This is a genomic window from Psychrobacter glacincola (assembly GCF_904846075.1).
Taxonomy (GTDB): domain Bacteria; phylum Pseudomonadota; class Gammaproteobacteria; order Pseudomonadales; family Moraxellaceae; genus Psychrobacter; species Psychrobacter glacincola_C.
In genome coordinates, this window is record NZ_CAJGZH010000001.1 from 205,624 (window position 1) to 220,241 (window position 14,618).

At 43.9% G+C, this 14,618-nt stretch carries 14 protein-coding genes; 4 read left to right on the forward strand and 10 right to left on the reverse strand.

What is annotated here, in order from left to right; all coding sequences use genetic code 11:
- Window positions 1-86: 86 nt before the first annotated feature.
- Complete coding sequence (locus JMW85_RS00880) at window positions 87-1,070, forward strand: DnaJ C-terminal domain-containing protein (RefSeq protein WP_201580659.1); 984 nt, start codon at window positions 87-89, stop codon at window positions 1,068-1,070.
- 92 nt (window positions 1,071-1,162) lie between these two features.
- Entirely contained in the window at window positions 1,163-1,486 is a 324-nt protein-coding gene (locus JMW85_RS00885) for a chaperone modulator CbpM (RefSeq protein ID WP_045442974.1), read from the forward strand.
- A gap of 92 nt (window positions 1,487-1,578) precedes the next feature.
- On the opposite strand, the gene sstT (JMW85_RS00890) is transcribed toward JMW85_RS00885, so the two are convergent.
- From sstT (JMW85_RS00890) to JMW85_RS00910, 5 genes are all read right to left on the reverse strand, one after another.
- A complete protein-coding gene (gene sstT / locus JMW85_RS00890) occupies window positions 1,579-2,781 on the reverse strand; it encodes a serine/threonine transporter SstT (RefSeq protein ID WP_060490156.1) in 1,203 nt (400 codons plus the stop codon).
- A 216-nt stretch (window positions 2,782-2,997) separates the two neighbouring features.
- Window positions 2,998-4,200: a serine/threonine transporter SstT gene (gene sstT, locus JMW85_RS00895; protein WP_201560405.1), complete on the reverse strand. Its 1,203-nt coding sequence runs from the start codon at window positions 4,198-4,200 to the stop codon at window positions 2,998-3,000.
- Between the two features lie 213 nt (window positions 4,201-4,413).
- Window positions 4,414-4,902: a DNA polymerase III subunit chi gene (locus tag JMW85_RS00900; RefSeq protein ID WP_201580660.1), complete on the reverse strand. Its 489-nt coding sequence runs from the start codon at window positions 4,900-4,902 to the stop codon at window positions 4,414-4,416.
- Window positions 4,903-4,938: 36 nt separating this feature from the next.
- Window positions 4,939-6,618, reverse strand: a complete 1,680-nt coding sequence (locus tag JMW85_RS00905) for a leucyl aminopeptidase (protein WP_201580661.1) — start codon at window positions 6,616-6,618, stop codon at window positions 4,939-4,941.
- 190 nt (window positions 6,619-6,808) lie between these two features.
- On the reverse strand, window positions 6,809-7,429 hold the full coding sequence (locus JMW85_RS00910) for a cysteine hydrolase family protein (protein ID WP_201580662.1): 621 nt from the start codon (window positions 7,427-7,429) through the stop codon (window positions 6,809-6,811).
- Window positions 7,430-7,993: 564 nt separating this feature from the next.
- On the opposite strand from JMW85_RS00910, the gene JMW85_RS00915 reads away from it, so the two are divergent.
- Together JMW85_RS00915 and lptG are read left to right on the forward strand one after the other, a co-directional pair.
- On the forward strand, window positions 7,994-9,289 hold the full coding sequence (locus tag JMW85_RS00915) for an LPS export ABC transporter permease LptF (protein WP_201580663.1): 1,296 nt from the start codon (window positions 7,994-7,996) through the stop codon (window positions 9,287-9,289).
- Complete coding sequence (gene lptG, locus JMW85_RS00920) at window positions 9,289-10,515, forward strand: LPS export ABC transporter permease LptG (RefSeq protein ID WP_201580664.1); 1,227 nt, start codon at window positions 9,289-9,291, stop codon at window positions 10,513-10,515. Before JMW85_RS00915 ends, lptG begins: the two co-directional genes overlap by 1 nt.
- 94 nt (window positions 10,516-10,609) lie before the next feature.
- Here lptG and JMW85_RS00925 read toward each other — a convergent pair whose 3' ends face one another.
- From JMW85_RS00925 to JMW85_RS00945, 5 genes are all read right to left on the reverse strand, one after another.
- Window positions 10,610-11,218 carry a class I SAM-dependent methyltransferase gene (locus JMW85_RS00925; RefSeq protein ID WP_201580665.1) on the reverse strand — a complete coding sequence of 203 codons (609 nt, stop codon included), beginning with the start codon at window positions 11,216-11,218 and terminating at the stop codon, window positions 10,610-10,612.
- 184 nt (window positions 11,219-11,402) lie between these two features.
- Complete coding sequence (locus tag JMW85_RS00930) at window positions 11,403-12,026, reverse strand: hypothetical protein (protein ID WP_198330473.1); 624 nt, start codon at window positions 12,024-12,026, stop codon at window positions 11,403-11,405.
- A gap of 4 nt (window positions 12,027-12,030) precedes the next feature.
- Window positions 12,031-12,294 (reverse strand): hypothetical protein, encoded by a 264-nt coding sequence (locus tag JMW85_RS00935; protein WP_055123708.1) that lies wholly within the window; start codon window positions 12,292-12,294, stop codon window positions 12,031-12,033.
- A gap of 41 nt (window positions 12,295-12,335) precedes the next feature.
- On the reverse strand, window positions 12,336-13,274 hold the full coding sequence (gene xerD / locus JMW85_RS00940) for a site-specific tyrosine recombinase XerD (protein WP_201580666.1): 939 nt from the start codon (window positions 13,272-13,274) through the stop codon (window positions 12,336-12,338).
- Between the two features lie 24 nt (window positions 13,275-13,298).
- The gene (locus JMW85_RS00945; protein ID WP_201580667.1) at window positions 13,299-14,501 is read right to left on the reverse strand and encodes a methyltransferase; all 1,203 of its coding nucleotides are present in this window, start codon (window positions 14,499-14,501) and stop codon (window positions 13,299-13,301) included.
- Between the last annotated feature and the right edge of the window lie 117 nt (window positions 14,502-14,618).

Here is a 14,618-nt window from a genome sequence, read left to right on the forward strand (position 1 = left end):
GTCGCAGTCGAATAAATTTCCGTACCATATCGTTTAAAATGGGCATACCAGTATCATTAACATGCTTTTATGTTGAGGACAAAAACATGGCAGAGAAAAATTACTATGACATTTTAGGGGTCAAAAAAGACGCGTCAGCTGCAGATATTAAAAAAAGATACCGTAAGCTTGTCCGTCAATATCACCCTGATGTGAGCGATGATCCAGATGCAGACAATAAGATTGCTGAGATTAATAATGCTTACGAAACCATTAGAGATAAAGAAAAGCGTGCCGAATATGACGCCATGCTAGACAATCCCTTTGCTGGTCAAAGTGGTGGTTTTGGTGGTCAATCTGCAAGTGGCGGGCAAGGCGGCTATCGCTGGGAAGATATCAAAGATCAGTTTGGTGAAGGCGAAGCTTATGGCGATGGTGGCTTCCGCTTCGATGACATCTTTTCGGCATTTGGTCGTGGTGCACGTGGTTCAGCTGGTGGACAATCGCAGCGTGGTGGTTTTGGCTCGCAAGATAGTAAAGGTCAAGATCAACATGCAGAGATTACGGTTGATTTGGCGTCCGTTTATAATGGCGACGACTACAGCATTAAGTTGAATGTCCCTATTCGTCAACCGAATGGCAATGTCGAGTATGACAACAAAACGCTGAAAATTAAAATCCCTAAAGGCATCACTGATGGCAAGCAAATTCGCCTAGTAGGGCAAGGTGCCGCTGGTATTGGTGGCGGAAAAAATGGCGATTTATTTTTAAAAGTAAAAATCCGTCACGCAGACAATATCCGTATCGAAGGTGCTGATGTTTACCAAACCGTCAATATAGCGCCATGGGAAGCGGCGTTGGGTGAAAAAATCAACGTCAGTACGCCAGCTGGTACGCTTGCTGTGACTGTGCCTAAGAACAGCAAGTCTGGTAGCAATTTACGTCTAAAAGGTAAAGGTATCCCTGCTAAGCAAGCGGGTGATTTGTATCTAACCTTAAACATCGTGAACCCTGATATCAGCACTGAGGCTGCGACCCAAGCTTATGAGCAACTAAAACAAGCCTTTGCCGATATCAATATTAGTCGTTAATGGCCACCAAAAATTACTCATATTGAAACACTGTAATAGAGATGAAGACCATACGATAACGATGAAATAAAGAGCAAACGAGGATAATAGCTATGAAACACTCGCCTGAATTTACCGACATTATCATGAGCTTGGATGAGCTGGTATCTGCCTGTGGCCAAGAGCGCCAATGGGTCATCGAATTGATTGAAGAGGACATCATCGAATATGATGTGCCGGAACGTGAGCAGTTCACTGGCTATCAGCTGACGACAGTGCGCCGTGCCTCGCGCCTTAGCCGCGACTTTGAAGCCAGTGTTCCTGCGATTGGCTTGATACTTGAGCTATTGGATGAGCTCGAACAATTACGCCAATTTAAACGCCAATTAGACATGCAGACACCAGTGATTGAAATTGAAATCGATCATTTAAAATAATTTATTTCCCCTTTATTCAGTACATAAAAAATCAGCACAAAAAAAGGGTCTCTAAAATGAGACCCTTTTTTTGCAAATAATATATTTAGCGTTTAACGCGCATATTTTGGATCAGCGGCTGCGGTAAACAGTACATCCGTTGAGGAGTTCAACGCCGTTTCTGCCGAATCCTGTATCACACCAATAATAAAGCCAATCGCTACCACTTGCATAGCGATATCATTTGGAATGCTAAATAAGCTCGCTGCCAATGGAATTAAGAGTAATGAACCACCAGCGACACCAGAGGCACCGCAGGCACTAATGGTTGCAACCAAACTGAGTAGCAGTGCTGAGGCAAAGGTCACTTCAATACCGAGTGTATGCGCGGCTGCAAGCGTTAAGACGTTAATCGTAATCGCCGCGCCGGCCATATTAATGGTCGCACCCAGTGGAATCGTTACCGAATAAGTATCTTCGTGTAGACCCAGTTTGCGGGCAAGGTTCATATTGACGGGAATGTTAGCAGCCGAGCTACGCGTAAAGAATGCGGTAATCCCTGACTCACGCAAGCATTTGAATACTAGCGGATAAGGGTTTTTGCCCGTTTTGATCAGTACAATAATAGGATTAGCAATCAAAGCGATAAATAGCATACAACCGACCAGTACCATCAAGATACGCGCATAGCCTGCTAAAGCCGCAAAGCCTGTCTCAGCGACGGTGTTGGCGACCAAACCCAAGATACCAAAAGGTGCTAGGGCAATGACCCACTTCACCACTTGGGAGATGGCGTCAGAAAAATCACCGACCACAGCGCGTGTGGTATCACTGGCTTGGCGCAGTGCGAAACCGATGATAATTGCCCACGCTAGAATACCAATATAGTTGGCTTCAGCGATGGCATTAACAGGATTGGCAACCAGGTTTAGTAGTAGATTGGTCAGTACTTCTTTAAGGTTGGCTGGTGGGACTTGCTCAATTGTGGCGTTGACCAATACCAGTTCTGTCGGGAATAAAAAGCTCGCGCCAACAGCAGTTAGTGCGGCTAAAAAAGTGCCAAACATATACATGATAAGCACAGGCTTGACGTAAACCTCATTACCGCTGCGATGTTGGCTAATGGCCGCCATGACCAACACAAATACCAGTATCGGTGCAACGGCTTTTAGTGCTCCTACAAATAAGGTACCCAACAATCCTAAGGCAATACCGATATCTGGTGCCAACCAACCTATCAATACTCCCGCTATCAAACCGATAATAATAAGTGGTACTAGACCAATGCGCTTATACATCGCAAAAAATGAATACATCCTTACCCCGACAATCTAATGAATAATAAAAGAGATCAAGCCATTTTATGTTTTTTTGCTTTACTAGTCTCATACTCGTATAAAGGTAAGATTCGTAAAACAGAATAAAAATGGGTAAAGTATAACCAAAAAAAGGGCAGTTAAGCCCTTTTTTATTTTTATACCTATCAATTTAAGATGATTGGTTTGTTATGGTCGTCTTTAACAGATCCAACATTAGCGTGCATATTTTGGATCAGCAGCGGCAGTAAATAAGACGTCTGTTGATGAGTTCAATGCGGTCTCTGCGGAATCTTGCAGCACACTGATAATAAAGCCAATAGCCACTACTTGTAGCGCAATATCATCAGGAATATTGAATAAACTGGCCGCCAAAGGAATGAGTAGTAATGAGCCACCAGCGACGCCAGAGGTACCGCCAGCACTGATTGTAGCGACTATACTTAGCAGTAATGCTGAGCCAAAGGTCACTTCAATACCGAGTGTATTCGCGGCTGCAAGTGTTAAGACATTAATAGTAATCGCTGCACCTGCCATATTAATAGTGGCGCCTAATGGCAGGGTGACTGAATAAGTATTTTCATGTAAGCCTAATTTGCTGGCAAGGTTCATATTGATAGGAATATTGGCAGCAGAGCTACGGGTAAAAAACGCAGTAATACCAGATTCACGTAAGCAGGTGAATACCAGTGGATAAGGGTTTTTACCTGTTTTTAAGTATACGAGGAGAGGGTTCGTCACCAAAGCAATAAACAACATACAGCCTATCAATACTAGCAAAATTCGTGCATAGCCCAATAACGCAGCAAAGCCAGTATCAGCGACGGTATTGGCGACTAATCCCAAAATACCAAAAGGTGCTAGCGCGATGACCCATTTGACTACTTTTGAGATGGCATCTGCAATGTCATTAACAGTGCTGCGAGTCGTCTCGCCAGCTTGTCGTAGCGCAATGCCGATGATAACGGCCCAAGCTAATATACCGATATAATTAGCATTGGCTAGTGCAGCAACTGGATTGGCGACGAGACTGAGTAATAAATTATTCAATACTTCTTTTAAGTTTGCTGGCGGTACTTGCTCGATGGTCGCATTCACTAACGTCAATTCGGTTGGGAATAAAAAGCTGGCACCAACAGCGACCAAAGCGGCTATAAAAGTGCCTATCAGATATAAAAACAGCACCGGTTTTACATAGACCTTATTACCGCTACGATGTTGACAGATAGCAGCCATCACTAAGAAAAATACCAGTATAGGGGCAACGGCTTTTAGGGCACCTACGAACAGGGTCCCCAAAATCCCTAAGGCAATACCCACACTTGGCGCAAGCCATCCTATCAAAGTACCTAGTACTAAACCGATAACAATCAGCGTTACCAATCCGATTCGTTGGTACATCGCTATTAATGAATGCATTTTTACCCCTTTAGTCCATTTGGAAATAAATATTAGCTTAACAATCGTTAGCTTAACGACCGAAGGATGTTAGCATTTTTTGTGATAAGCGCCTACTGACAGATTTTATAAGGCAGTAGGTAATAACGTACTTATAAGCCTCTAAGAATTTTAAAAGTCGACATTTAAGCACAAAAAAACGCCATGACTGGCGTTTGATTTTGTAATAGAAGATTAAACTTTGAAATGGGTAAGCTCATAGCCGAGTTGCTGGTAATGCTTATATTTAGCGCGTCCTGCCTCAGTGCTGACTGTATCAGGTTTGATAAGCTCTAAAATACGAGTTGGCAATGTATTGCTGGTAGCATTTATATAGTCATTAACGGGACGTATCGTAGTATTGAGTACGATCCCTTTAAAATCGGCTGGCATATAGCTGGCAAGCAACACTGGTGCTAATAATTGATTATTAATATCAGTATGAACACCATCAATATCAGCGCCTTCAGGATTAGAATCTAAAAGGCATTGATGCGGTACAAAGCTCGTATCGTCTTGTGCCCAAAGGGCTTCATCAAGCGTCGACAGCAATTCATCGTCTTTTTCGATAAGAATCAATAACGACTGGCTGCTTTTATTGAGCGCCGTCTGGGTCAGCTGACAAATAAAGCCCAAGAAATCTTGGGCTTTATTCTCAGTTAATACATAAAAGCTAACTTTCATAGAGTGGTTTTCATTGAGTGATGATTCATCAATAGATTATGCCATATTTGCGCTATTTTTTAGGTATTGCATAAATAATGGCACAGGACGACCAGTCGCGGCTTTGTCTTGACCTGAAATCCATGCCGTACCAGCGATGTCTAAATGCGCCCATGCTTGACCTTCTTCTATAAAGCGCGATAAGAAACAGGCAGCAGTCACAGCGCCCGCACCTTTACCACCGATATTTTGAATATCAGCGATAGGCGAGTCAATCTGCGTTTGATACTCGTCATCCATCGGCATGTGCCAGATAAGGTCGCCTGATAGGTTACTGGCGTTTTCTAAGTCAAACAAAACATCTTCGTCATTACTAAAGACTGCCGAGCGTACATGACCCAACGCAACCACACAAGCACCAGTCAAGGTTGCGACATCGATGATGGCTTTTGGCTGATAATACTTTTGTACGTAGCATAAGGTATCGCACAATACTAAACGACCTTCAGCATCGGTATTTAAGATTTCAACAGACTTACCGTTCATTGCTTTGATGATATCGCCTGGGCGCGTCGCCTCGCCTGATGGCATATTTTCAGCACAAGCTAGCGCCCCGACGACATTGATAGGTAGACGCGCTTCACATAATGCTTTTAGAGTACCGAGTACCGCCGCAGAGCCACCCATATCAAATTTCATCTCATCCATCGCCGCACCCGGTTTGATTGAGATACCACCTGAATCAAAGGTAACACCCTTACCAACAAGCACGATAGGGGCATCATCGTGTGCACTTTGGGCATTGTCTTCGCTATTCTGTTCAGCATTTTTAGCGGCTTTTTTGCTAGCAGCTTTGGTTGGTAATTTATCAGCCAATGCTTTTAGACCGCCAGCTACTTTTGCGCTGTTGGTAGTGGCTTTGCTAGTATCGGCATCAGCATTGACGCTAAAATTAGACTTGCCACGATACTCCATCAGTACCAGCTTACCTTCTTTGGTAGAGCCTTGCGCGACCGACAAGAAGCAGTTCATACCCAGTGCTGACATCTCGTCTTCGCCAAGTACCGTTACTTTTAAGAGGTCAGGATAAGTGTTTGCCAATTCCTGTGCTTGCTCAGCCATATACGCTGGGAAACAGATATTACCCGGCTCATTGGCAACATCACGGGTCAAGCTTTGACCAGTAAAGACCGCTTGTGCAAAGTCTAATGAGTCTTTTAAAGACGGCTCTGCCAGTAAATAGATATCCGTTAAAACAGGTGTTTGCTGCTCAGATTTGTACTTGTCAAAACGATAGCTTGCTGCCAGTAAGCTCAGCGCGAATTGACTAAACTGGTTTTCTTCTAAGCTATCGCCCAGCGCAACAGTGATAGAATTGACGCGTTTTTGGGTGCTCTTATAAATGGTATTGGCAATTTTTTCTAGAACGCTATGACGCAATTTATCAACATTACCCACACCGACCAATAAGAGCTGTACTGGGTTTTCTTTGGTGGTTTTCTTATCACCCGCTAGCGCATAGTCAGCAACCGTTTCACAAGCTTTGCCGGTAAAGTGTGATACTTCAATCAATTGCTCAATGCGGGTTTGATAATCGCTCAAGACTGACTCAGCTAAGATATTTTTCTTATCATCGATCAAAACGACAAGGCAGGCCGCGTCTTTACTTTTCGCTTCTTTTTTGAGGATTTTTTGCGTATGGGTTTTTGGCAGTGTTTGGGTTAATTTAATATTCATATATTTATCCTTATTGGGGTTATGACATTATAGTTATGACGTTAACGCTATGAAAATGGCAGATTTTTTTAATTGCTGATACCTGTTAAATTATCAGATTGTTTGGCCAGTCAAGCAATCGCAATAGTGTAGCATATTGCGAGGTGAGTGCGCAGTGAGCAAGGTTTAGGTCATGGGTTCGAACTGCTTATTAGCTATTAACTAACTCATCGGTTGCTACTAAAGCGGCAAATCTATCTTGCAGTGCTGCCATCGCGGTAGCATGTATGGTATCAGCGCTGATTTTCTCTTTTTTATAGTCAGGCAGGTCGCGAGTGGCACAAGCATCATGGCAAACAAAACTGTCAAAGCCTAAATCAAAGGCGGCTCTCACGCTTGAGCTAACACACATATGACTCATAAAGCCTGCAAAAATAATTTGCTGTTTTTGCGCAGCTGAAATAAGTGCTTGAAGCTGGGTATCATGGAACGCATTGGGATTTTTTTTGACGATGACGGTTTCGCTATCCTTTGGTTGTAATTCAGCGATAATCTCGACGTTAGATGACAAAGGATCAAAAACGTTGCCATTATCTGCGCCATGATGCGCAATATGGAAGATAGGAACGTTCTGTTTACGAGCTTTGTCTAGCAATAGTCGCGCATTTGCAATGGCGTTCGTACCAGCTTGCCCCAATGGCATCGCCCCATCGACATATTCGTTTTGATAGTCAATAAAAACCACGGCGCAATTTGACCAATCGAGCGTATCAAATTGACCACCAGCGATTTCAAGTAAAGTAGAAGGGGTAGAAGCAAGTTTATTTGTCATTAATATTCTCCATTGGGCGAGATAATTAGGAATTTTTAGTTTTCTCAGTTTAACAAGTAATCCTAACGGTGCGAGGGCAGTGATACGAATGACACACAAAGGTTTCCAAATGACATCAAGTAAAAATATCGTGCAAAGACTTAATAAAAAGGCTTCTTAGATAAGACAAACTAATGAGTTAAATGCTAGTTATTCTTCTCATATCTTATCTATTATTGGTGAGCCATACAGCGTTATAGCAAGATGGACGCAATGTTTGCAAACACATTTCACAGCCATTTTTGAGCAAAATATGCTAGGATTAGCGGTTATCTTCATCGCTAATTTTTACAGCATATTGCTAACCTGTATCGCAGATATTTTCATATCTTTTGCCGTTGCTTTTAAGGCTGTTTAAGTATTTGATTGAGCAGCACGGTCTTGTGTTTCTATTATTCAGTTATCGGTATCAGCTATTGTATTTAGAGCTATCCATAATTGTCAGTGTTTGCCAATAAAGCTGCGATAAATCGTGCGACTATCAACCTTTTTAAAAGAGTGCCCATTGTGATATTACGCCGCTATATGACTCAACAAGTTGCCTCAACGACCGCATTGGTTTTGGGGTTTTTAGTGGTGATGATGCTGGGCGGTCGTTTGATCCGTTACTTTGGTATTGCCGCAGAAGGCAATCTAGATATCAGCTTGTTATTTACCATCATTGGTTATAATTTGCCGTACTTTTTAGAGCTTATCCTGCCATTAGCATTTTTTATCGCTCTAATGCTGGTATTCGGGCGGCTGTATGTCGATCAAGAAATGGCGGTGATTAATGCCAGTGGGGTGTCGCGTGGTAAACTTGCCCGTTTGATGACGCCGTTAATATTGGCGTTGTTCGTTGGTGAAGCGGCTTTATCTATCGTTGGTAAACCGTGGGGCGTACGCTCATCAGAAAGTGTCTGGCAACAGCAGGCATTGACCAGCGCTTTTGACTTAATTCGTCCCAATGAATTTATTAGTAGTGGCAATTATCATTTGTATGTGGGCAGCTTGAGCGATGATAAAAAGCAATTGCAAGATGTGATATTGATTCAATCTGAGCCTGACAAAAAGGGCAGTGCCGCTAAAAACAACACTGCTAAAGAGGCTGCCGTCGATGTTAAAAACACCATTGATCCCGAAACCGCTGAGCAATTAAATATTTCAGACATACCAAATATGCCAACTGCGATTACTAATAATACCAACATCAGCAAAGATACTATCACGTTGGCTAAGCGTGCCGAGCAAGTAGACACGGGTAATAGCGGTGTGACCCAATTGGACTTGTTCCAAGGGCGTCGTTATGAAGTCGGTGCTGGCAGTCTGAAATACAATCAAGTGGGCTTTGATCGTTACCGCATTACTTTGACAGAATCCTCAAAAGAAGTCATCACCGAAGATAATATCGAAACGCAAGCGATTGGACCATTATGGCAAGCCGCGACGGGTGGTACGGCAAGTAGTGGCAACTCGCTGCGTGTGGCACAAAGTGAGCTTGGCTATCGTTTGGCATTGCCGTGGTTGATGATCATTGCACCAATGCTCGCTGTACCACTGGCGCAAGTACGTCCGCGTCAAGGTCGCTGGTTACGCCTATTCCCTTCTATTTTATTGTTTGTCAGCTGTGCACTGGGTATTATTTCACTCAAAAATGCTGTTAGCAAAGGCAGCGTGAGCGTCTGGGCATATGCGTGGCTCATTTTAGGATTTATGGCATTGGCACTCTATATGAATTGGGGCAGCCGTGTGCAGCATCGATTACGCTTTCGCAAACCGAAGAACACGCCTTTAACAGTTGCCGATCATCAGAGCAGTGGCTCACAAGGAGGGCAGTCCTAATGAGTGTCTTATCTTCTAAACCATCTAATCCTGACTCGCAAAACGCTCATGCTAAGTACGCTCGCAAACCTGCCAAGCTAAAAGTGCTGAGCCGTTACGTCAAGCTGAACGCTTTGCTCGCAATCGTCGGAGCTGTCATAGGCTTGTGGGCATTACAGCTGGTATTCTCTTATTTGTCTGAGCTGGATTCGTTAGATGATAGCTATACGATGGGCGAGGCGATTAAGTATATTTTTTATCGCTCGCCTTATTTTTTAGAGCAATTTATTCCCACTGGCGCATTGCTAGGTGCAGTGGTTGGCTTGGGCTTGCTTGCCAATAAAAGTGAGCTGGTCGTGATGCGTGCCGCTGGCGTCAGCGTTTATCGTATCGTCGGTTGGGTATTGCAGCCTGCTTTGATTTTTGTGTTGCTCGCATTGATTATCAATCAGTTCGTGCTGCCGCACTCTAATCAATTGGCAAAAGAAATCAACGACGAAGACAGTAGTTCATTGGTCACATCGGTACGCGGTTATTGGACGTTGCAGCCACGCTTTGAGAGTACAAAAGACGGCAGTGCCAAGCCAGATGGTAGCGATATTTTGTATATCGATTATGCTGATGTGCAAGGTAATATCGGCGAAGTTAAACGCTGGCATTTAGACAATAATGGCAATCTGCAAACGGCCATTCACGCTGAGGGTGGTAAATATATTGGTCGTGAACCTGTTGATCCTGCCAGCAGCAAACCGAGCGAGCAATATCGCTATGAGTGGCAGCTGAAAAACATGACCAAGCTGATGATTAATCAGGGCTTTGAGAGTAGCCAAGCCATCTCACCGTCAGATACCTTAAGCCTGCCCTTTGCCCCTGAATCGGTATATCTGCTTACCCGTAAGGCAGAGGATTTGTCATTGACCCAGCTGTACGAGCATCGTCAATTTATGCGCCAACAAGGCACACGCTCGCTAAGCCATGAGCTGGCTTTTTGGCAAAAGCTACTGTCACCATTATCGATTTTATCACTGGTGATTGTTGCCTGCTCATTCGTCTTTGGCTCACTACGTACGCATAGCTTAGGCTTGCGTATCGTCGTGGCATTATTGTTTGGCTTGCTATTTAGTTACGTGCAAGACTTGGTTGGCTTTGTCTCATTGGCGACTGGATTTTCGCCGTTATTAATGGTGATATTACCGATTATCGCCAGTGCGATATTGGGTGGCTATTTGCTTAAACGGCAGATGTAGCCAGATATCATTTGCTATAAAGAAGCCCGCTAAAACATAGTGTTTTAGCGGGCTTCTTTGATTATACAGCTTTTAAGACATAAGCTTTTAAAGCTTAGTCTTTGGTCGCCATGGTAATCGTATAGGTCTTACCTTGTTTAATCTTTTCGCTGTTGCCAAACACTTCGGTAAATGAGCGCTTCATAAACTGACGTAGGCCATTGATTGTCACCACATAAAAACGCCCACCTTTACGCATACGAGCATAGGCATCGAGGAAATATAAATAATGCTGCTCTTTACCTACTTTGGCTGGCAAGTTTGACATCACAAGGCTAAAGTCTTTATCTTTTGCCACGTGATTAAAGCCATTTGATAAATGCACATCGACATTTTTCAGACCGTTTTTTTCACAATTCAGGCGTGCATATTCTACCGCCATAAAGTCTTTATCAATCAAGGTATGCAGACCGTTCGGACATTCACGCGCCGCCGTCATGCCAAGGACGCCATAGCCACAGCCCAAATCGATCGAATCGTCATCCGCTTCAAAATCAATATAATCAAGCAGCATCAAGCTACCATCATCGAGCTTTTGCGGTGAAAAAATGCCCCATGTGGTCGCAAAATCAAATGGCTTACCCAGTACGTCTTGGCGAAAGTTAATGTCTTCGCGCCAGTGTTGGGCGCTCTTTAGTAGGTCAGCAGGTGGTCTATGGCTCATGAGATTCTCGGATAATGGATAGGGAAAAGGCGGTGTGTATATCATGACGCACTTTAATAAGGGTATTGTAACGAGAAAAGGATAGGTTTGCAGCTATCTATTTATGGAATCGTGGCAAGGTTTGAACAAGAGTAGAACGCGTCTTAAGTACTTTGTAATCAAGATAATATCTAAAACTAGTACACTAAAACCTAAAATTGGATAATTCTTTCTTATTTTCTTTTAGTACTTGCGCAATGAAGTCAGGGTCAACTTTTAAGAACAGTTCAATAACATCATGAATTCTCCAATAGTTATCTTCTGGGTTCTTAATTATAATCTGAAGATGCTCTTTCAATAGTGGAATATATTCATTAAAGTCATCATCAAGCACTAGTCGAAATATTTTATCAATTTGGAATAATTGTGTATTAGATGCTTTAATTATAATAGACACAGGCTCAAATATCGCTTTTCTGGCTTGTTCTCCTTTACCTGCGTCTGATTGATTTGCCCAATAGCTAATAAACGCATATAGAACGTGTTTATAAGTCTCATCATATCCATATATACGATGCTGTATCATTCCTTGCAACTCATTCTCTACTAGCAGTTTTCTTAGAGTATCAAAACCTTCTTCGATACCCCAAGAGGTCAATAACCGTGCTGCCTGAAAAACGATATAATCATCTTCATGGGTCAAAAGATCAACAACACCTTTAATACGTTCGGGTGGTATGTCCTCAGGATCTAGATCTTCAGGCAACTCTGTGTAATCAACATCTGTTGGAATATCACGTAGTAATGAGTTAATGTGAGCTTCATTCATTGTATTATCCTGACATGAAAAAAGCATGTTCGGGTAACTCACCATTTTTCCTGTAACTTTTCATGACGGCCACCATTGCTCTTTGATAATGTGCCTCAGGAGCATAACCATCAATAGGCTTAATCAACCGACACGACATATCAAAGGTAAATGGCTCCATTCTATCCTTGTATAGTACAAAAATTCCATTAGAGACACATGACCCATTAAAAAACTCATATGTTATCTCATTACCATCTTCTTTAATGTTTTTGACTTCAACGTACATAGCATAACTCTTTGTTTATCAATATTACTATGATAAAAATTCTAACCTCTCGGATGATGCTCCGCATGCAATTTCTGCAATCTCGCCGTCGCCACATGGGTATAAATCTGCGTGGTTGATAAGTCACTGTGGCCTAGCAACAACTGCACGCTACGTAAGTCTGCACCATGATTTAGTAGATGCGTGGCAAAGGCGTGACGTAGGGTATGCGGTGATAGTTCTTTATCGATACTGGCAACTTTGGCGTATTTCTTAAGCAAGTACCAAAAATTCTGTCGCGTCATATAGCCACCTTGCGCCGTTAAAAACACCGCTTGGCAATTTCCTGATTTCAAATGCGCAATCAAATCGCCACGAGCATGCGTTAGATAATCCTCTAGCGCATCGTTTGCATATTCGCCAAGTGGCACCAGTCGGGTTTTATTACCTTTCCCAGTGATTTGTAGCCAGCCAGCGTTTAAATTCACTTGTTCTAATGAGAGATTAATCAACTCGCTCACACGCAGCCCGCAGGCATATAGCACCTCTAGCATGGCTTTATCTCGTAGTCCTAGCGCAGTGCTGGTATCGGGCGCGGCAAGGAGATTATCGACATCTGCTTCTGCCAAATCTTTGGGCAAAGGACGTCCGAGCTTTGGGCTTTTGATACGCTCGCAAGGATTGTCTTCACGCAGATTACTGGCAATCATCCACAGATAAAACTGACGCAAGCTTGAGAGCATGCGTGCCTGAGTGCGTGGCGTTTTGCCTTCTTGAGTCAGGGTTGATAAGCAGTGCAGCACGTCATCAGGCTGCCAGCGTGTCAGGGCGATAGGATTGGTCAGCTCGCAAGAGCGCAGGTCGCGGACATAAGCATTACGAGTACGCGTTGCTAGACCACGTGCCAGCATGGCTTGACGAAACTCAGTGATATAACTGGGTTCGTCATCTACTGCCAGCGCCTTAGGTTGGCGCTGTTGCACGGCACGATCACGACTCATAACTCAGTACTCGATGGTTAAATGTTAGATAAGCGTTAAGCACCATAATGAAGTGACTTCAGCACTGCGCGCGATATGTAGCGGGTCCGTATCATCTTGGCTGCGACCATGCTTAGGTTGGGTGTCCAGACGATATTTTACTGCCAATCCAGCATCGGCAAACAAGCTTAGTAACTCATCACGGGTGCGCAGTTGCAGGTGCTCTGCCAAGTCCGACATTATCAACCAAAGCTCGCCGTGCTCAGCTAAGTGCTGTTTGGCACCTTGCAACACCCCACGCAGCATCGCGCTCTTGGCATCATAGACGGCGTACTCAAGAGACGAGCTTGGCTTAGCAGGTAACCAAGGCGGATTGCAGACAATCAGGTTGGCGAGTGGTGCATCAGTCGGATATAAATCGGCTTGCTGCAATTGTACGGCAGGTAATTCTAAGCGTGTAAAGTTCTCGTTGGCACAGGCCAAAGCACGTGGGTTTAAATCCGTTGCTATCACTTGCGAAACACCGCGCTGCGCTAAGATAATAGCCAGCAATCCCGTGCCGGTACCGATGTCATAGGCGACATCATGGCTTGCTGGTAGCGGTGCATCGAGCAATAGCTGTACATACTCATGACGGGTTGGTGCAAAGACGCCATAATGCGGGAAAATTGATAGCCCTAAGCTGTCTATTGGGACACCTTTTTCGCGCCATCCTGCTGCGCCAAGTGCGCCTTGCAAGTCACGAAACGACAGTACACAAGACTCATCCATTGCCTTATCTAGTGGGCCAAAAGCGGCTATGCAGGCTGCACTGACATCGGGCGCACGGCGTAGTTGGCTGACATAACTGGCATCAAGCTCTAGTAGCAAACGGCTTAGTATGCGAGAACGTTGGGCTTGGAGTTGGCGCTGTTGATGAAAGAGGTTGGGAATTTCTTTAGAGTTGACTGAATCAGATTCTGTTGTAGATTTAGCCGCTTTTTTTGCTTTTCGCAGCTCAGAGCGCTCATTGGTACGATCTATGCGACGACCGAGCGCTTGTAGCAACTGGCGTGCATTATGAAAATCACCGCGCCACAGCAGTGAGCTGCCTTCGCAAGCTAAGCGATAAGCGTCATCTGCGGTCGTTGTATCATCGACCAATACAATGCGCGCAGGTGGCATATGATTGCTTTCAGACAACCAAAGAGCATTACGTAGAGTCTCGTTTTCTTGCCATTGTACATACTGCTTTTCTGTTTGTAACACGTAATAGCCTACCTTCTGTGAATGATAGTTTGCTTAGAATGCAAAGATATCTTTATATTGTTTATTGCGCTGTCAATGTTGTGCTGTGATCAATGCCTTTCTGTGACCAATGCTTTG

Coding starts and splice junctions, on each gene's coding strand:
- JMW85_RS00915 (WP_201580663.1), top strand. CDS start 7,994: ATGACTCAACAAGTTGCCTCAACGACCGCATTGGTTTTGGGGTTTTTA.
- sstT (WP_201560405.1), bottom strand. CDS start 4,200: ATGCATTCATTAATAGCGATGTACCAACGAATCGGATTGGTAACGCTG.
- JMW85_RS00930 (WP_198330473.1), bottom strand. CDS start 12,026: ATGAATGAAGCTCACATTAACTCATTACTACGTGATATTCCAACAGAT.
- JMW85_RS00880 (WP_201580659.1), top strand. CDS start 87: ATGGCAGAGAAAAATTACTATGACATTTTAGGGGTCAAAAAAGACGCG.
- JMW85_RS00910 (WP_201580662.1), bottom strand. CDS start 7,429: ATGACAAATAAACTTGCTTCTACCCCTTCTACTTTACTTGAAATCGCT.
- xerD (WP_201580666.1), bottom strand. CDS start 13,274: ATGAGTCGTGATCGTGCCGTGCAACAGCGCCAACCTAAGGCGCTGGCA.
- JMW85_RS00935 (WP_055123708.1), bottom strand. CDS start 12,294: ATGTACGTTGAAGTCAAAAACATTAAAGAAGATGGTAATGAGATAACA.
- JMW85_RS00900 (WP_201580660.1), bottom strand. CDS start 4,902: ATGAAAGTTAGCTTTTATGTATTAACTGAGAATAAAGCCCAAGATTTC.
- JMW85_RS00885 (WP_045442974.1), top strand. CDS start 1,163: ATGAAACACTCGCCTGAATTTACCGACATTATCATGAGCTTGGATGAG.
- JMW85_RS00905 (WP_201580661.1), bottom strand. CDS start 6,618: ATGAATATTAAATTAACCCAAACACTGCCAAAAACCCATACGCAAAAA.
- JMW85_RS00925 (WP_201580665.1), bottom strand. CDS start 11,218: ATGAGCCATAGACCACCTGCTGACCTACTAAAGAGCGCCCAACACTGG.
- sstT (WP_060490156.1), bottom strand. CDS start 2,781: ATGTATTCATTTTTTGCGATGTATAAGCGCATTGGTCTAGTACCACTT.
- lptG (WP_201580664.1), top strand. CDS start 9,289: ATGAGTGTCTTATCTTCTAAACCATCTAATCCTGACTCGCAAAACGCT.